Below are 17,547 nucleotides of genomic sequence, written 5' to 3'. Positions count from 1 at the left end.
TATTATATTTGACATGGATATTGTTTGTTTTGCGACTTCAAGATACTGAATTTCAGTGTCTTGAGCAATATCTAATTAATATTTTTTACTTCAAATAATTACACCCAACGGGTTAAATAATAGTCTTCCATCAGGATTTATTCCAAACGAAGATCAGGGAACGTTCTATGCTATTATACAAACACCTCCCGGCTCCTCTTTAGAAAGAACCAATGATGTTGCTTTAAAATTGCAGAAAATTGCACAAAAAATTGAGGGCGTAAAATCAGTATCTGCATTGGCAGGATTTGAAATTTTAACCGAGGGGACAGGATCAAATTCTGGTACTTGTTTGGTCAATCTAAAAAGTTGGGAAGACCGCAAGCGCTCTGTAAATGAGATAATGAAAGAACTAGAGGAAAAGTCTAAAAACATAAAAGGTGCAACTCTCGAATTTTTTGAGCCACCGGCAATACCGGGTTATGGTGCCGCAGGAGGATTCGAACTTCGATTGCTTGACAAAGCAGGTTCAGGAGATTACAAGAAAATGGAAACGGTTAATACTGATTTTGTAAAGGAATTGAACAAACGTCCTGAATTATCATCAGTATTTAGTTTTTATAGTGCTAGTTTTCCGCAGTATATGATGCGAATTGACAACGATATTGCTCAGCAAAAAGGAGTTTCAATTGATAATGCTATGAATACACTTTCTACATTAGTAGGTAGTAACTATGAAATTAGTTTTATTAAATACGACCGACAATACAAAGTTATTGTTCAGACATCTCCAGAATATAGAGCTTTGCCTGAAGATATTTTGAAATTGTATGTAAAAAATAGTCGTGATGAAATGGTGCCATTTTCGGCATTTATGCATATGGATAAGGTATATGGATTGTCTGAAATTACAAGACATAATATGTTTAACTCCTCTGAAATAAGTGGTCAATCCGCACCTGGATATAGTAGTGGAGAATCTATTAAGGCAATTAAAGAAGTGGCTGAAAAAAAATTGCCAAGGGGATTTGGTATTGATTGGGCTGGTATTTCGAAAGATGAAGTAGGTCGAGGTAACGAAGCGATTTATATTTTCTTAATCTGTTTACTTTTTGTTTATTTAGTTTTAGCGGCACAATATGAAAGTTTCGTTTTGCCATTCGCAGTAATTCTATCGCTGCCTGCGGGTATTTTTGGGTCGTTTTTATTACTGTATATCTGCGGATTAGAAAACAATATTTATGCTCAAGTTGCCTTTGTAATGCTTATAGGGCTATTGGGTAAAAATGCGGTTTTGATTGTAGAATTTGCCGTCCAAAAACACGAAGCTGGATCAACAATTTTGCAAGCGGCTATGGAAGGTGCCAAAGTAAGGTTCCGTCCTATATTAATGACTTCATTCGCATTTATTGCGGGGCTAATTCCGTTAGTTTTTGCTACAGGGCCAGGTAAAATTGGAAATAGAACAATTGGTTCTGCTGCTCTTGGCGGGATGCTTCTGGGAACTGTTATAGGAGTATTGTTGATACCGGGGCTGTACTATATATTTGGTAGTATTGCAGCAAAAATCAAGATGGTCAAAAAACAAAATAATAATCCATTAACCGAAGAAATCGATCATAATGTATAAAATCAAAATATTTAGTATTGTGTTGAGTATTTGTCTTGCCGTTGCAAGCTGTGATGCTCCGGCGGCTGCGGTTTCGACTGCTATTAAATCTGTTCCAGAATCTTTCGACAAGAGTACAGATACGACCAATATTTCGACTACTCCTTGGCGTACTTATTTTAAGGATCCAAATTTGGTGAATTTAATAGATACTGCCATAAAAAATAATCAGGAACTACAGATTACTTTGCAGGAAATTGAAATTGCAAAGAATGATATTCGTGTAAGGAAAGGCGCTCTCTTGCCAATGGTAGGAATTGGTGCAGGAGCAGGGGTATTAAATGTAGGTAAATATACCAGTCAGGGAGCTGGAGATTCTTCTACTGAAATTACTCCTGGACATATAGTTCCAGAAGTTTTGCAAGATTATAAATTGGCTGCTTATGCCAATTGGGAAGTGGATATCTGGAAGAAACTGCGCAATTCAAAGAAAGCAGCTGTGAGTCGCTATTTATCGACTGTTGAAGGGAAGAATCTTGTGATTACGAACCTTATCGCTGAGGTTGCTGATTCATATTATGAATTGCTGGCACTCGATAGCCAATTGGACATTGTTAGACAGAACATTGCCTTGCAGTCCAATGCTTTGGAAATCGTAAAAATTCAGAAAGAAGCCGCCAGAACTACAGAATTGGCAGTTCAAAAATTTCAGGCTGAGGTGTTGGCTTCTAAAAGTATGGAGTTTGGAATTCTCCAAAACATAAAAGAAACCGAGAATAAAATCAACTTTTTGCTCGGGCAATATCCACAAGAAATAAAGAGAGACAAAAGCAACTTCTTGAGTCTATTGCCATCAGAAATAAATTCAGGAATTCCTTCGCAATTGTTGGCTAATCGTCCTGATATTAAACAAGCAGAACTTCAATTGGAAGCTGCTAAGCTTGATGTAAAAGTAGCTCGATCAGAATTTTTTCCTTCGCTCAATATTACGGCTGCAATAGGATTTAATGCATTTAAGCCATCCTTTTTGTTTACACTTCCAGAATCGTTGATGTATTCACTCGCTGGTGATTTAGCAGCACCATTAATTAACAGAAATGCAATCAAAGCAGAGTATAGTTCTGCCAGTGCAAGACAAATTCAAGCTTTGTATAATTACGAACGTACTATTCTTAATGCATATCTGGAAGTTACCGGTCAGCTTTCCAAAATTAATAATCTAGGAAAAAGCTATGACTTAAAATGGCAACAAGTGGCTGCATTAGACCGATCCATAGGTCTTGCATCTGACTTGTTCAAATCTGACAAAGCAGATTATTTTGAAGTTTTAATGACTCAACGCGATGCTTTGGAATCTAAACTTGAACTGATAAGTACCAAAAAAGAACAACTGAATGCCGCAGTCTACATATACAGAGACTTGGGCGGAGGTTGGAAATAAATACCATTTTTTAGTTGCCAAAAGCCCTAAGCATTGTTGAGTGTTTAGGGCTTTTTTGTGACAACAAAACCAGCTGCTTCCATTACTTCATCACTTGGCTGGATTTTGCGGAGCAAAATCCAGCCAAGTCCCGCTTTGAAAAAAGTATTAACAAAAAGATGCACATACTAGCTTTGTTGATTTAATTACAATTTTCGAACTGGATGTTGCTCCGCAACATCCAGATGAAGTTCCGTAGTGGAAATGGAAATTTTTTCAATCAGAGATTGAAAACTTTTTTTGTAAATATTTTGGTTTCTTGGGTGAACTTAAAACCAAATATTACAAAAAAAGGATACACTTTCGTGTACCCTTTTCATTCTTTAGTGACCTTGACTGGATTCAAACCAGTAACCTCTTGAGCCGTAATCAAGTGCGCTATTCAGTTGCGCCACAAGGCCTATTTTGTGGGTGCAAATATAGGTAATTTTAGCAATCTTGCAAACCTAAATGTCAAATTATAGTGAAATATTTCTCAAATTAAAAATATGTCTCAAAAATCTGCATTCATCAATCTAATGCTCTTGTAGTTACGTAATATCTATAACCAATGATTGCCATTTGCCATTTCTTGGCTTTGGTAATATCCAACCCATTTTTAGTGAAAATGGGAAGGAAAATCTTATTTATTTTGGCTAATATTTTAAACATAGATGATTTTTTTTTCAAAGATATAAAAAAAGACGGTTTTGATTAGAACCGTCTTTCTTGAGTTTAAGTAAATATTACTTCTCTGTTTTTGCATTGACCTTGGATTGGTATTCTTCCATTTGTTGCTCGTAGATTTTCATCTTTTTATCAAAATCCTCCATTGCAGCATTAAAGGGTTCCATTTGTTTGTCAAATTCTTCCATCTTTTTGTCGAAAGCTTTCATTTCTGGTCCCATAGCTTCCATTTTTTTATTAAAATCTTCCATTTTGCTTTCATATTCTTTCCAAGCTTTTTTGTCTCCATTTATTGGGTCGCCTTTTGGAGCTTTTGGGGCTTTAGGAAAAACAGGTGGTTTTGGATTTTTAAATGTAAATGCTGGCGGGGTTGGTGGAGTTGGAATATCAATATTATCTGCTGATTGATTGATTGTTTTGGTTGTGATTCTAATTGTTTTTTCATTTTTGTTGACATCCATTTTTGTAATGGTATTTTGATCTAAAAGCAAGAGTTCGTTTTTATCTGCTTTTTCGTCATTAATATAAATGTCATTTTCATTTAGCGTTTTAGAGTAATTTTTGGTAACAATTCGAATGGTTCTTTTGTCGGATTTTTTAATTACATCCATACTTTCAATTTCATTTGGATCTAGTTTATCTAACTCTTCCTGACTCGATTTTGAACCGTTAATAAAAATTTCTTTGTCTGCAGATAAAGGCGCTTTAGGAGAAATTAAGCCACTTCTTTTGTTTATCACGGTGTCATCTGTTCCAAAATCAACAGTTAATAATCCATTTTCATTCTTGGAAACGATAATGCCAAATGTTTTTATGGGATCAGTACCTTTAGTTGCCATTTTCTTTGAAATTTCTTTGCCTTTGTTTAAATCCACTTTAATGGCAATCAATTCGTTTTTTGAATTTCTTTCAACATCTGAAAAAGTAAGTGTAACATTATATTTTTCCTTTAAAGCGTTAATTTTTTCTTTTAATTCGGCATCTGTGGTATTCTTGTTTATTTTGTAAATATCTACCAAATTTTCATTTGTTTTTGAATGTTCAATGTTAGTGGCTTTCGATTCTCTCTCCTGCGCAATTACTTTTACCTGAAAGAAAAAGATAAATGCTCCCAATAACGGAAATGCTAATGCATACTTCCAATAATTCCTTTTGTTTGATTGATTTTTGTTTAACATAACGATTCGTTTTTTGATTAATGATTGATAAAAATGATTGGTAATGGCAACACAATTTTCCTGCGTTGTTATTTTTAAAAGCGTAAATTGGTAGGCTTTTTTGTCTAATATTTTTTTTGAAGCTTCGCTATCGGCGATAAATTCCAGATTTTGAGCGATGGCGTTTTTGTACAACCACATTAACGGATTGAACCAAAATGTAATACAAAACAGCCTTGAGATTAAAATGTCTATCGTATGATTTTGTGCGCTATGCACTTTTTCGTGTTCTAATATGTTTTCTAATTCCGTGTCGCTGTATAACGATGAATTATAAACTATATAGTTGAAATAAGAAAATGGAGAAACATTTTCGGCTACATTGATAAACTTATAATCGGCCTGTTGCTGAATGGCTTTTCCTTTTAGAATCTTGGACAAACTATAAAAATCAAAAGCAAATTTCGTCAAGAACACCAGAATTCCAATCGAATAGACAATTCCAAAAATGATATACCAATTGATTTCGAACACATCATTTTCGATAGGAGTTGTCATGGGAATTTTTGACCAGTCAATATTTGTTGGACTTGGATCAACCCAAATTATTTTTGTAAAAACTACTAATGGTAATACTATAGAGGTGATTAATCCCGCCAATAAAAACCAACGATTGCTGCTGAAAAAAGTCTCTTTTCGCAACAATATAATGTAGGCAAAATAAAATATTGCTATTAAGCCACTGGATTTGATGCCGTAAAAGAATAGAGTTTCCATACTATTACTTTTTTTCGATCATAGCTAAAATCTCTCGTAATTCTTCGGCTGATATTTTCTCTTCTTTGGCAAAAAAAGAAACCATATTTTTATAGGAACTATCAAAATAAGTATCGATTGCCGTGTTCATAAACCGTTTTCTATAGTCTTCCTTTTTTACGATTGGGAAATATTGATGCGTGTTGCCAAAAGCATTGTGCGATACAAAACCTTTTTCTTCGAGGTTTCTGATAATAGTTGAAAGGGTGTTGTAATGAGGCTGCTCTTCCGTAATTTCTGCTAGAACTTCTTTAACAAAAGCTTTTTTTAGCTTCCATAAAATTTGCATAATTTCCTCTTCTTTGTTGGTCAGTTTTTGCATAATTGTATCAATTTTATCTTCCTGAGAACAAACGTACAACTATATTTTTAGTTATTAAACTATTTTTATAGTTATTTAACTAAATTTTAAGTTTTAAATAAAATAAATGAAATTTATGCTGGAATTCTATTTTCTGATAATAGCATTCTATTTAACCAAACCGAACAAATTAAGGCTAACATTCCTAAACTTCCCATAACGATCCAATTAGTTTGATAGCCAAAATGAGCAATAATCTCAAGTCCGGTTTTAGAACACACAATATGCGCTAAGCTAAAACTCATCGTAAATAGCCCCATATATTGTCCTTCTTGTCCTTTTGGCGCTCGGTTCAACGCCACAGCATTAGAAAAAGGGAAAGTAAAAATTTCTCCAAGGGAGAGTAAAATAATGCTGATTACTAAAATAAAGACCCAAGAATCAATCAGTAAAATAAAATATCCTAATGCTACACATAAAGCACCATAAGAAATGATTTTAATTTTATTGATTTTTTTTCTTTCAGTAATGCTCACAATAGGCATTTCTAATAGGAAAACTAAAAGTCCGTTTAAGGAAAGAAGCATTCCGGTATGAAATTCGGTTAAACCAAATTTTTCGTGATGATACAAAGGAAGCGTCGTGAATAGTTGAAAAAATACCATTGCAACAATAAAAATGGTGAATAGGAGTAACCAAAAAGGTTTGTCTTTGTAAATAGATTTACGGTTTATTTTCGCAGGTAATTCTCCTATTTCAAGCGGAATTCTCTTTTTCTCTTTAACACTAAATGCAAAAATTAGAATAGCAATAATACAAGTGCTGCCATCGACCCAAAACAAGCCTTGATACCCCATTCCCAGAATAATTAATCCACCTAATGTAGGTCCGGCAGCAAAACCCAGATTTACAGACAAACGGACTAGAGATAGCGCTCGAACTCTATTTTCAGGTTTGGCATACACGCTCAAGGAAACAAACATTGCCGGTCTGAACATATCCGCAATCGCCATTATTGTAAACATTCCGAAACACAGTCCCCAAAAACTGGTGATATATTGCAGGACAAAAAATAGTATTCCACTAGTAAAAAGGCTAAAAATCATAATCTTATAAAAACCAATTTTATCTGATAATTTACCTCCAAGCCAAGAGCCTAACATCGATCCTAAACCAAAGGCAACCATAATCCATCCAACTTGTCCATAAGTAAAATACAAATTTTCTTTTAGATACTTAGACAAAAATGGCAAAACCATCGTGCCAGCTCTATTTATAAAAGTTATGATTGCCAGAATCCAAACTTCTCGCCTGAAGCCTTTAAAATTATTGAAATAACTACGAAGTCCTGATCTAAGCATATAGAAATTTTTAGTTTGCAAAGCTACAAAGTTTTTTAGGAGCTTCTTCCAGCTATTCGTTTCAATCTTTTATTTTTTTAAAGAAAAAAAATAAAAGGATTTTCACTTTTATCTGGGCTAGGATTCGCCAAATAAAAATTATTCTTTCCAAAATATAAACTTTGTGGCTTTCTAACTTTTAAACTATTTTTGCTTAAAATTTATAAAATGAAAACAATTCTAAGCTTGGTTTTTTTGACTCTATTCACTTTTGGTTTTGCACAGGAAAAATTTGATGTTGCCTCAGTCGAAAAATTCCAAAAAGATTTAAATATCGAATATGCCGATGCAAAAACAAGTCCATTGACGGCCGAAGATTTAGCCGTTTTTAAAACCTTGGATTTCTATCCCATAAACGAAAAATTTTTTGTTGTGGCAAAATTTGTCAGAACTGAAAATGAGAGACCTTTCGAAATGAAAACCTCGACAGACAGAAGGCCGATGTATGTAAAATATGGGGAAGTATCTTTTTCTATCGACGGAAAATCATTCAAATTGAACATTTACAAAAACATAGAATTATCCAAAAATTCAGCATATAAAGACTATTTGTTTTTGCCTTTTTCAGATTTGACTTCTGGAAACGAAAGCTATATTGGCGGAAAATATATCGATATGAAAATACCAAAAGGAGACACAATTGCAATTGATTTCAATACATCATACAATCCGTATTGCGCATACAGTCATCGCTATTCTTGTCCAAAAGTGCCATTGGAAAACGACTTGAATATTGAAATAAAAGCAGGAGTCAAGAAATTTCACGACTAATGCAATTCTTCAACTTACATACGCACAAATTCACGAATCAACCCGATGTACTGGAATTAGTCAATCAATATCCGCAGGAATTCGATACCGAAATTCCGTTTTATTCCATAGGAATTCATCCTTGGTATATTGACGATAACCGATTACAAAAGGATTTAGAAATAATAGAAAGTAAGTTACAGGAAAGAAACTGCCTTGCATTAGGCGAATGTGGATTAGACAAGCGAATCGAAATTCAGTTTGATTTGCAGCAATCCGTTTTCGAAAAACAATTGATACTTGCCGAAAAATACCAGAAACCAGTCGTGATTCATTGCGTTGCCGCTTTTCAGGAAGTTATCGAAATCAAGAAAAAATTGAAAATGACCGTTCCAATGATAATCCACGGATTTTCAAAAAACGAAAAAGTTGCTAAACAATTAATTGGCAATGGATTTTATATTTCGTTTGGAAAATATTTATTACTAAATCCAGAACTGGAATCGGTTTTTAAAAACATTCCAAACGATAGATTTTTCTTGGAAACGGATACTATTGAGGAAGGAATTCGAGAAGTTTATGCCTTTGCAGCAAAATATAAAGAATTAAAATTAAGTGAATTGCAAGGTATAATTAGAAATAATTATAATAAAGTTTTTGATTTAAGATTGTAGATTAACGATTTTTGATTTCAGATTTTAGGAACCTGAAACATTAAACTTGAAACAAAATAACTATGGCAGAATGGACAGAAAGAGCTGAGCTCTTATTTAAAGAAGAAGGATTAAATAAATTAAGAAATGCCAATGTTTTAGTCGTAGGATTAGGAGGAGTTGGTTCTTTTGCTGCCGAATTTTTGGCAAGAGCCGGAGTCGGAAAAATGACCATTGTTGATGGCGATATTGTAGATATTACCAACATCAACAGGCAATTACCCGCTTTGCATTCGACTGTAGGAAAACCAAAAGTAACCATCGTAGGCGACCGATTAATGGATGTCAATCCGGAATTAAAACTCACAAGAATCAAGGAATTTCTTTCTCCGGAACGTGCTTTCGAAATTGTTTCCGTGGAATATGATTACGTCTTGGATTGCATTGACAGCATTACGCCAAAATTAAATTTAATCATAGCAGCCAAGCGAAAAAGAGTCAAAATCATCAGCAGTATGGGAGCCGGAGGAAAGATGGAGGCTTCGAAAGTAAAGGTTGCAGACATTACCAATACTGTAAATTGCTTCTTGGCAAAAACCATTCGTCGCAGATTGAAAGAAGTAAAAATTGATAAATTAAAAGTGGTATTTTCTTCTGAAATTCAAGATGACAGCAGTTTAAAAATGACCGATGGTTCTAATTTCAAGAAATCTTTTTACGGAACCAACAGTTATATGCCGGGATTATTTGGTTTGTATGCCGCCGAAACCGTGATTCGTTATTTACTGAAAAAAGATTAAAAAGTGTTATGGGTTATGGGTTATGAGTTCTCGGTTTCGATTATAATTATTTACACGACCCATAACTTTTGACTCTTAACCCTTAACCCATAACATAAATATGAAGTACTTTAAATTAATCCGCTATCAAAACCTATTAATGCTGGGATTGATGCAGTTCGTTTTTAGATACGGTTTTTTGGAATTGCAAAATATTCCTTTGGCGTTAGCTGATTGGCAATATGTTTTATTGGTTTTGGCAACAATGTCAATTGCTGCTGGAGGTTACATCATCAATAATATTCTTGACGTGGAAACCGATACCGAAAACAAACCTGAAAACGTAATTGTTGGCAAGTTTATTTCTGAAACTAAGGCTTATAATCTGTATATCGGTTTTACGGTAATTGGTGTTGCAATTGGGTTTTATTTATCGAATGTAATTAACAAGCCTGGTTTTGCATCCATATTCATAATCATTGCGGCGACGCTTTACTTTTATGCCACGAGCTTGAAACAAAGCTTGCTTATTGGCAATATTATAGTGGCTTTGTTGCTTTCGTTTAGTGTAATTATTATCGGACTTTTCGATTTATATCCTCTGACAAATGAAGAAAACAGAGCTGTTATGGGGTTGCTTTTTGGGATACTTTTAGATTATGCCATTTTTGCTTTCATCATCAATTTTATTCGGGAAATTGTCAAAGATTTGCAAGATATTGAAGGCGATTCTAATCAAGGAATGAATACGTTACCCAATGCTTTTGGAACAAAAAACACAACTAAACTTGTTTTTGGACTAATTTTTATTCCAATAATTTGCATCGTTTATTACATTCATTATTACTTGTTTTCGGCAAATTTATTCTTTGGAACAGTATTCGGATTAGTTTTTATATTGGCTCCTTTGTTATATTTTACAACTAAAATTTGGTCTGCAAATAATCAAAAAGATTTTTATCATTTGAGCACCGTTCTAAAATGGATTCTATTTTTTGGAATACTTTCGATTGTGGTCATAAACCTAAACATAAAATACAATGCTTAAAAATAAATTACAAAAATACAAGCTGATTTTGGCTTCGGGTTCGCCAAGACGCCAGCAATTCTTTAAAGATTTAGACCTCGATTTTGAAATTAGATTGAAAGAAATTGAAGAAATTTATCCGCCTGAACTTAAAGCCGAAGAAATCACTAACTATTTGGCAGAATTGAAAGCCAATGCTTTTGAAGGAGAATTAAATTCCAATGAAATCCTCATAACCAGCGATACCATTGTTTGGCACAATAATAAAGCATTGGGTAAACCAAAAAACGCGCAAGATGCCTTTGAGATTCTAAAATCTTTGTCGAATGCTACTCATGAAGTTATCACTTCGGTTTGTTTTAAAACCAACGTAGATTCAACTGTAATGTTTGAACTGACCAAAGTAACTTTTAATGAACTGACTGATGAAGCCATTCGCTATTATATAGAAAATTACAAACCGTTTGACAAAGCAGGAGCTTACGGAATTCAGGAATGGATAGGTTTTGTTGGTGTATCAAAAATAGAAGGTTCTTATGCCAATGTTATGGGAATGCCTACGGATAAGGTCTATAAATATTTGAGTAATTTGGCATAAGAATTTTGTTGTATTTTGGTTTTAAAACCAAAACTTTCTCTCATTTTATTCAAATTTTTAAAAATGTGGTAATTATAACCCGAAGTCAGTTTAATAAAAGAAGAAGAAATTTTTTTGTTTTCATAAGAAGTTAAATTAAAATTCGCCTCTCATTTTTTTGGCGTTTAAAGATTCTGTTTTAGTAAAAAGAAGGAGAAACTGTATTGGTTTTCTTTTTTTTAATTCAAATCGCACCTTTTTTGCCAAAGAAAATAAAAAACTTTATTTAGAAATTTATTTAATTACTACATTTGGACTCATTGCACATTAAACACCTAAAAAATGCACAAATTTTTGATTCAGTCTCTCGTTATTTTCCTTCTTTCTTTCCAAATAATAAACGCCCAAAAACCTCAAAAACCAAACTCGGCTGAAATTTACAACCAAATCCAAAAGCTTAATTTTCTAGGTTCCGTACTTTATATTGCAGCGCATCCCGATGACGAAAACACAAAGTTGATTTCGTATTTATCCAATGAAACAAAAGCAAGAACAGGCTATTTATCGTTAACTAGAGGTGATGGCGGTCAAAATTTGATAGGTTCTCAATTCCGGGAATTATTAGGAGTAATCAGAACCCAAGAATTGATAGAAGCTCGGAAAATTGATGGGGGAGAACAATTTTTTTCGCGTGCCAATGATTTTGGCTATTCAAAAAATCCGGACGAAACTTTAGAAATTTGGGACAAGGAAAAAGTGCTTTCTGATATTGTCTGGACTATTAGGAAATTTCAACCTGACGTAATTATTAATCGGTTTGACCACCGTTCGCCAGGAACGACACACGGTCATCACACAGCCTCGGCTATATTGAGCGTTAAAAGTTTTGATCTGGCCAATAATCCTGCCATTTTTCCTGAACAATTAAAATTAGTGGAACCTTGGCAACCCAAACGCCAGTTTTTTAATACTTCGTGGTGGTTTTACGGAAGCAAGGAAAAATTTGATGCTATAGACAAAACCAATTTATTTTCGATACAAACAGGAGTTTATTATCCGTTAATCGGGAAATCAAATCAGGAAATTGCTGCCTTGAGTCGCAGTCGCCATCAATCGCAAGGTTTTGGCAGCACGGGAACTCGTGGCGAAGAAACCGAATATCTAGAGTTCATTAATGGGAAACCGCTTCAAGATAAAACTTCTATTTTCGAAGGAATTGATACTTCCTGGAATCGTGTAAAAGGAGGTAAGCCTATTGGAGAATTGATGACTAAAATTGCTTCTGAATTTGATTTTGCAAATCCTTCAGCGAGTATTCCAGAATTGGTAAAAGCCTACTCGTTAATTCAATCTTTGGATGAAAACCATTGGAAACAAATAAAATCAGAAGAAATCAAAAAAACTATTGCCGCTTGTGCCGGATTATTTCTTGAGGCAGTTGCCCAAAATCAGGAAGCAACGCCAAATAGCCTTGTAAAATTAAAGCTTGAAGCGATAAATAGAAGTCCAATTGCGATGAATTTGATAAGTGTAACTACATTGCCAGAGTCCAAAAATACATCTCAAAACCTATCTTTAGAAAATAATATTTCACAATTCATAAATCTTGATTTACAATTGCCCTCAACCATTGAATACACTCAACCTTATTGGCTAAAAGAAAAAGCAACCGAAGGATTATACACTGTTTCTAATCAAAAAATCATTGGAATTCCAGATATTATTCGGGAGGTAAAAGTGGTGTTCAACGTTCAAATTAACGGAGTCGAAATCCCATTTGAACGAACCGTAGTTTACAAATACAATGACGATGTAAAAGGAGAAATGTATAATTATCTGGACATTGTTCCTGAAGTCACCACCAGTATTCTGGATAAAGTTTCGCTTTTCAAGGATAATAAAAAGAAATATTTAGCAGTTAAAATTAAGGCTGGAAAAGATAGCGTGAAAGGCGATTTACAATTGGAATTGCCTAAAAATTGGCAAGTTTTACCAAAATCTATCCCTTTTGCATTGGACAAAAAAGGAACTGAATTAACGGTGTATTTTGAAGTAAGTCCGCCAAACTCAACAGATGAGGTTATTGCCAAAAGCGTTGCCATTATTGATGGTAAACGATATGACAAAGAGCAAATCATTATTGACTTCAACCATATTACAAAACAACAGGTATTAAAACCTTCGGAAGCCAAGTTCATCCGGTTGGATTTAAAAACTAAAGAAGAAAAAATTGCCTATATTATGGGAGCTGGTGATGAAGTCCCTAACAGTTTGACGCAAATGGGCTACAAAGTTACGTTGCTCAATCCCGAAGAAATATCTCCTGAAAAACTGGCTAATTTTGACGTGGTTATGACCGGAGTTCGTGCTTATAATACGGTTCAGGCATTGGCAAATAAGCAAAACATCCTTTTTGATTTTGTAAAAGGAGGTAAAACAATGCTCGTGCAATATAATAATCCAAATGATTTGGTAACCGAAAATATCGCTCCGTTTCCAATGAAAATTTCTCGAGACAGAGTCACCGAAGAAAATGCCGAAGTTCGGTTTTTAGCACCCAATAATCCTGTTTTAAATTCCCCAAATAAGATCACCACAAAGGATTTTGAAGGTTGGAAACAGGAGCAAGGCTTGTATTATCCCAACGATTTTGATAAAGCTTTTATTCCAATTTTATCTTCTAATGACAAAGGAGAAACTCCCAAAAATGGGGCGTTATTAATCGCTCCTTACGGAAAAGGGTATTATATTTACACAGGTTTAAGTTTTTTCAGGGAATTACCCGAAGGAGTTTCCGGAGCCTATAAATTATTGTCCAATATGATTTCGTTGCAAAATCCCATGACTTTGCCTGCTCAAAACGTGAAGCCTTAAAGCCTTAAATATGGAAACAAAAAAAGTAAAAACTTGGAAAAAAAGCTACACTTGGGTTCTTGTGGCTAATGTTATTTATATTTTGATCTTTTGTTTACTAATGAAATTATATTCTTAACCTATGCAATTATTTGACTGGATTGTACTTATAGTAACCTTACTTTCTATAGTAATTTATGGGGTTTGGAAAACCCGAGGCAGCAAGAATGTAGAAGATTATATTCTGGGCAATAACGAAACACCTTGGTACACTGTAGGACTTTCGGTTATGGCGACGCAGGCAAGTGCCATCACTTTTCTTTCAACTCCGGGACAAGCGTATCATGATGGAATGGGATTTTTGCAATTCTATTTTGGTTTGCCTATTGCGATGGTGGTTATTTGTGTGACTTTTATTCCAATATACCACAAATACAAGGTTTTTACGGCTTATGAATATCTCGAAAAACGGTTTGATCTAAAAACGCGTTCTCTTGCTGCAATTCTTTTTTTAGTCCAAAGAGGTTTGGGAACTGGATTGACCATTTATGCGCCAGCTATTATTCTGTCGGCATTGTTAGGTTGGAATCTTACCTTAATGAACATCGCAATAGGAGTTTTGGTGATAATTTACACCTTTTCTGGAGGAACAAAAGCCGTGAACGTAACCCAAAAACAGCAAATGTTCGTCATAATGTTTGGAATGTTTATTACGTTTTTCCTGATTTTGCATTATTTGCCCAATGATATGACATTTACCAGTGCGTTACACATTGCTGGGGCAAATGACAAAATGAACATTGTTAATTTTTCTTTCGATCCGGAAGAAAAATATACCATTTGGAGCGGAATTACTGGAGGTTTTTTCCTGGCTTTGGCTTATTTTGGGACAGACCAATCTCAAGTAGGACGCTATTTATCAGGGAAATCGGTTAGGGAAAGCCAAATGGGATTGATTATGAACGGATTGTTAAAAGTGCCAATGCAGTTCTTTATATTGCTTACGGGAGTTATGGTTTTCGTTTTTTTTCAATTTAATCCGGTTCCTTTGAATTTTAATCCAAATAATAAAATAATTGTAGAAAAATCTGTTTATAAAAACGATTATCACGTCTTGGAAAAAAAGTTGGAGGCACTTTCAGAAGACAAGAAAGTGATTAACCTTTTATATATAGACCAACTCAATCAGGATTATGACAACCCGATTCTTCGAAAGGAATTAGTTGCTTTATCCAGCAAAGAAAAAGATTTGAGAGATCGTGCCAAAGAAATCATACTGAAAGCTGATGTTCATAGCGAAACCAATGATAAAGATTATGTATTTTTTCATTTCATCCTTAATTATTTACCCAAAGGATTGATAGGTTTATTGCTTGCTGTGATTATCTCTGCGGCAATGTCATCAACGGCTTCTGGATTGAATGCTTTGGCTTCGACTACCGCCATCGATATTTATAAACGTAATTTAAAGGAAGAGAAATCAGAAAGGCATTATGTGAACGCCACCAAATTTTTCACTTTGTTTTGGGGAATTGTAGCCATCCTTTTTGCAAGTATTGGAACCTTGTTTGAAAACTTGATACAATTGGTCAATATTGTAGGTTCTATATTCTACGGAACAGTTTTGGGTATTTTTCTTGTTGGGTTTTATATAAAATACGTTCAGGCAAAAGCCATATTTTATAGTGCCGTTATTAGCCAAATCACCATTTTTATAATTTACTACTATGCCATTTTTATTTATCCAAGTGGCGAAGAAAAACTGGGCTATTTGTGGCTCAACTTCATTGGGGCAATGCTGACTATTGTATTATCAATTATTATGCAGGCAATAGGCTTCAACAAAAAACTTCCTACAAATTCTTGAAACAAGAAAAATACATGAAATTTTATTGTGGTATGATTACTTTTAGATAGGGAAGGCGTAAGTTATCTATATAAGGATAATTCCCATCAAGAAGATGGTAGAATGTTAAAAATAACATTCGTATAAAAACTATAAATCTTAAGGTTTGAATAAGATTAAGAGGATTCTCACTCCATAAAATAGGATGAGTTAATCCTCTTTTTGTTTTGAAAAACAAGACAAAAACATCTCTTTTTATGAGAATTTTTTTAAAAAAATCATGATTTTAAGATTTAATAACAAAGAAAATTTTGTTTTTTATATATTCTGTTTGTTTTTTATGATATTCTTAAATTTATTGCTAATTTTTGATAATATGATATTTATCATCTAATTTTAATGAAATAACATCGAAATTTATATCATAAAATTATCTTAAGATTAATTTAAATAAATTAAACAATCAAAATTATGAAAACAGTTAAACAAACGATGTTAGTTGTTTTAGGGCTTCTTTTTTTCGCCTTACAAGGATGTTCCCACGATGACTATATTCCTGTTCCAGGACCTACAGGTGCAGGTGGAACAAACGGAACAAACGGAATTAACGGAACCACTACTTGTGAATCTTGTCACTCTAATAGTTACAGAGATCCAATTAAAGCGTCCTATGCATTATCTGTTCATGCTAAAGAAACTTTGCACTTAGACAGTGCTTCCGGCTTAGAGTTTACTACATCCGAATACACCAACAGAACAGGTTGTGTACAATGTCACACAGGTCCAGGATACATTGATAAAATGAATGGAGTACCACTACGTACCGGTTTAGGATTGCCATCAAACCCAGCTTATCCAGTTGATGCAACTAAACTTGGTGCAAACAGCAACCATTTAAATGCCATTAATTGTAAAACTTGCCATGATACGCATTCTAGTTTTAATTTTGTTGCAGATGGTAATGATTTCGCCCTTAGACAAGGATTTACGAAAGTTGCTTTAGACCAAGACCCTACCTATAAAATAGATATGGGTACAAGTAATACCTGTGTAAACTGTCACCAACCAAGAGGATTACCTCCTACAACAGGTGATGTAAAATTGAGTAGTCGTTTTGGGCCTCATCATGGTCCACAATCTACTATGTTAGAAGGTATTCAGGGTGCTTTAATTGTAGGCTCAACTCCTTATCCAGCACCTAAGTCTGCTAGTCATAGATCAGGTTCTTCCTGTGTAAAATGTCATATGGGTAAAACTACTGATGGAACGAATGGAGCACACACGTGGAATCCAACACCAAATGCTTGTATAACATGTCATACAGGTGGAGCGCCGGCTTCTGTAACTGGTTTTGCTGCAGATATGGCAACATTACAAGGTTTGTTGGTGTCAAAAGGAGCTTATAGTACAACAACAAACGCTTTTACTTCAAATACCGTTCCTATTAAAGTGGCACAAGCAGCTTGGAATTATGCCTTATTGCTAGAAGATAGAAGTAATGGAGTTCATAACCCAACCTATGCAAAAGCTTTATTAAAAAACTCAATTGAAGCTTTAAAATAAAATAATTAATTACCTCTGGGCTTTGTCCCAGAGGTCTTAATTTGAGATTGGAAAAGGAATAAAATTTAGGTTGGCATTCTTTATAAATTTA

Annotated in this window: 13 protein-coding genes, 1 tRNA gene and 1 pseudogene; 10 read left to right on the top strand and 5 right to left on the bottom strand. The window is 34.2% G+C overall.

The genetic code is table 11. From position 1 onward, the window contains the following. Positions 1-112: 112 nt before the first annotated feature. Together IR213_RS14715 and IR213_RS14710 are read left to right on the top strand one after the other, a co-directional pair. A pseudogene (locus tag IR213_RS14715) lies at positions 113-1,609 on the top strand (efflux RND transporter permease subunit); the annotation flags it as partial. After that, on the top strand, positions 1,602-3,029 hold the full coding sequence (locus tag IR213_RS14710; protein WP_194313062.1) for a TolC family protein: 1,428 nt from the start codon (positions 1,602-1,604) through the stop codon (positions 3,027-3,029). The pseudogene IR213_RS14715 and the gene IR213_RS14710, both read left to right, overlap by 8 nt. 366 nt (positions 3,030-3,395) lie before the next feature. Here the strand turns inward: IR213_RS14710 and IR213_RS14705 are convergent. The 5 genes from IR213_RS14705 to IR213_RS14690 all read right to left on the bottom strand — a co-directional run bounded on the left by IR213_RS14705 (position 3,396) and on the right by IR213_RS14690 (position 7,369). Next, positions 3,396-3,469: transfer RNA gene (locus IR213_RS14705), tRNA-Arg, on the bottom strand. 109 nt (positions 3,470-3,578) lie between these two features. Further along, entirely contained in the window at positions 3,579-3,719 is a 141-nt protein-coding gene (locus IR213_RS16405; RefSeq protein WP_228479202.1) for an SsrA-binding protein, read from the bottom strand. 74 nt (positions 3,720-3,793) lie between these two features. Then, positions 3,794-5,668, bottom strand: coding sequence for a M56 family metallopeptidase (locus IR213_RS14700; protein WP_194313061.1), 1,875 nt, complete (start codon positions 5,666-5,668; stop codon positions 3,794-3,796). Between the two features lie 4 nt (positions 5,669-5,672). Next, positions 5,673-6,029 carry a BlaI/MecI/CopY family transcriptional regulator gene (locus IR213_RS14695; protein ID WP_194313060.1) on the bottom strand — a complete coding sequence of 119 codons (357 nt, stop codon included), beginning with the start codon at positions 6,027-6,029 and terminating at the stop codon, positions 5,673-5,675. A 113-nt stretch (positions 6,030-6,142) separates the two neighbouring features. Continuing rightward, positions 6,143-7,369, bottom strand: a complete 1,227-nt coding sequence (locus IR213_RS14690) for an MDR family MFS transporter (RefSeq protein WP_194313059.1) — start codon at positions 7,367-7,369, stop codon at positions 6,143-6,145. A 207-nt stretch (positions 7,370-7,576) separates the two neighbouring features. On the opposite strand from IR213_RS14690, the gene IR213_RS14685 reads away from it, so the two are divergent. The 8 genes from IR213_RS14685 (at position 7,577) to IR213_RS14650 (ending at position 17,456) form a co-directional block, all read left to right on the top strand. After that, positions 7,577-8,179 carry a DUF1684 domain-containing protein gene (locus tag IR213_RS14685; protein ID WP_194313058.1) on the top strand — a complete coding sequence of 201 codons (603 nt, stop codon included), beginning with the start codon at positions 7,577-7,579 and terminating at the stop codon, positions 8,177-8,179. After that, positions 8,179-8,832 (top strand): TatD family hydrolase, encoded by a 654-nt coding sequence (locus tag IR213_RS14680; protein WP_194313057.1) that lies wholly within the window; start codon positions 8,179-8,181, stop codon positions 8,830-8,832. The genes IR213_RS14685 and IR213_RS14680 overlap by 1 nt, the downstream gene beginning before the upstream one ends. A gap of 62 nt (positions 8,833-8,894) precedes the next feature. Next, positions 8,895-9,611, top strand: a complete 717-nt coding sequence (locus tag IR213_RS14675) for a tRNA threonylcarbamoyladenosine dehydratase (RefSeq protein WP_194313056.1) — start codon at positions 8,895-8,897, stop codon at positions 9,609-9,611. 100 nt (positions 9,612-9,711) lie between these two features. Further along, positions 9,712-10,638: a geranylgeranylglycerol-phosphate geranylgeranyltransferase gene (locus tag IR213_RS14670; RefSeq protein WP_194313055.1), complete on the top strand. Its 927-nt coding sequence runs from the start codon at positions 9,712-9,714 to the stop codon at positions 10,636-10,638. Next, positions 10,631-11,215: a Maf-like protein gene (locus IR213_RS14665; protein WP_194313054.1), complete on the top strand. Its 585-nt coding sequence runs from the start codon at positions 10,631-10,633 to the stop codon at positions 11,213-11,215. Before IR213_RS14670 ends, IR213_RS14665 begins: the two co-directional genes overlap by 8 nt. Before the next feature lie 321 nt (positions 11,216-11,536). Then, positions 11,537-14,068, top strand: coding sequence for a PIG-L family deacetylase (locus IR213_RS14660; protein WP_194313053.1), 2,532 nt, complete (start codon positions 11,537-11,539; stop codon positions 14,066-14,068). Between the two features lie 121 nt (positions 14,069-14,189). Further along, complete coding sequence (locus tag IR213_RS14655) at positions 14,190-15,914, top strand: sodium:solute symporter (protein WP_194313052.1); 1,725 nt, start codon at positions 14,190-14,192, stop codon at positions 15,912-15,914. Between the two features lie 450 nt (positions 15,915-16,364). Then, positions 16,365-17,456, top strand: coding sequence for a multiheme c-type cytochrome (locus tag IR213_RS14650; RefSeq protein WP_194313051.1), 1,092 nt, complete (start codon positions 16,365-16,367; stop codon positions 17,454-17,456). Positions 17,457-17,547: the final 91 nt, after the last annotated feature.

The sequence above is a fragment of the Flavobacterium soyangense genome (assembly GCF_015277675.1).
GTDB classification, from domain to species: Bacteria; Bacteroidota; Bacteroidia; order Flavobacteriales; family Flavobacteriaceae; genus Flavobacterium; species Flavobacterium soyangense.
The sequence above is the reverse complement of the archived record's forward strand: the minus strand, read 5'-3'. Positions and strand labels throughout refer to the sequence as shown.

Excerpts from the sequence above, each read along its gene's own strand:
- IR213_RS14670 (WP_194313055.1), top strand. The coding sequence starts at position 9,712 with ATGAAGTACTTTAAATTAATCCGCTATCAAAACCTATTAATGCTGGGA.
- IR213_RS14655 (WP_194313052.1), top strand. The coding sequence starts at position 14,190 with ATGCAATTATTTGACTGGATTGTACTTATAGTAACCTTACTTTCTATA.
- IR213_RS14710 (WP_194313062.1), top strand. The coding sequence starts at position 1,602 with ATGTATAAAATCAAAATATTTAGTATTGTGTTGAGTATTTGTCTTGCC.
- IR213_RS14680 (WP_194313057.1), top strand. The coding sequence starts at position 8,179 with ATGCAATTCTTCAACTTACATACGCACAAATTCACGAATCAACCCGAT.
- IR213_RS14665 (WP_194313054.1), top strand. The coding sequence starts at position 10,631 with ATGCTTAAAAATAAATTACAAAAATACAAGCTGATTTTGGCTTCGGGT.
- IR213_RS14700 (WP_194313061.1), bottom strand. The coding sequence starts at position 5,668 with ATGGAAACTCTATTCTTTTACGGCATCAAATCCAGTGGCTTAATAGCA.
- IR213_RS16405 (WP_228479202.1), bottom strand. The coding sequence starts at position 3,719 with ATGTTTAAAATATTAGCCAAAATAAATAAGATTTTCCTTCCCATTTTC.
- IR213_RS14650 (WP_194313051.1), top strand. The coding sequence starts at position 16,365 with ATGAAAACAGTTAAACAAACGATGTTAGTTGTTTTAGGGCTTCTTTTT.
- IR213_RS14690 (WP_194313059.1), bottom strand. The coding sequence starts at position 7,369 with ATGCTTAGATCAGGACTTCGTAGTTATTTCAATAATTTTAAAGGCTTC.
- IR213_RS14675 (WP_194313056.1), top strand. The coding sequence starts at position 8,895 with ATGGCAGAATGGACAGAAAGAGCTGAGCTCTTATTTAAAGAAGAAGGA.
- IR213_RS14695 (WP_194313060.1), bottom strand. The coding sequence starts at position 6,029 with ATGCAAAAACTGACCAACAAAGAAGAGGAAATTATGCAAATTTTATGG.
- IR213_RS14685 (WP_194313058.1), top strand. The coding sequence starts at position 7,577 with ATGAAAACAATTCTAAGCTTGGTTTTTTTGACTCTATTCACTTTTGGT.
- IR213_RS14660 (WP_194313053.1), top strand. The coding sequence starts at position 11,537 with ATGCACAAATTTTTGATTCAGTCTCTCGTTATTTTCCTTCTTTCTTTC.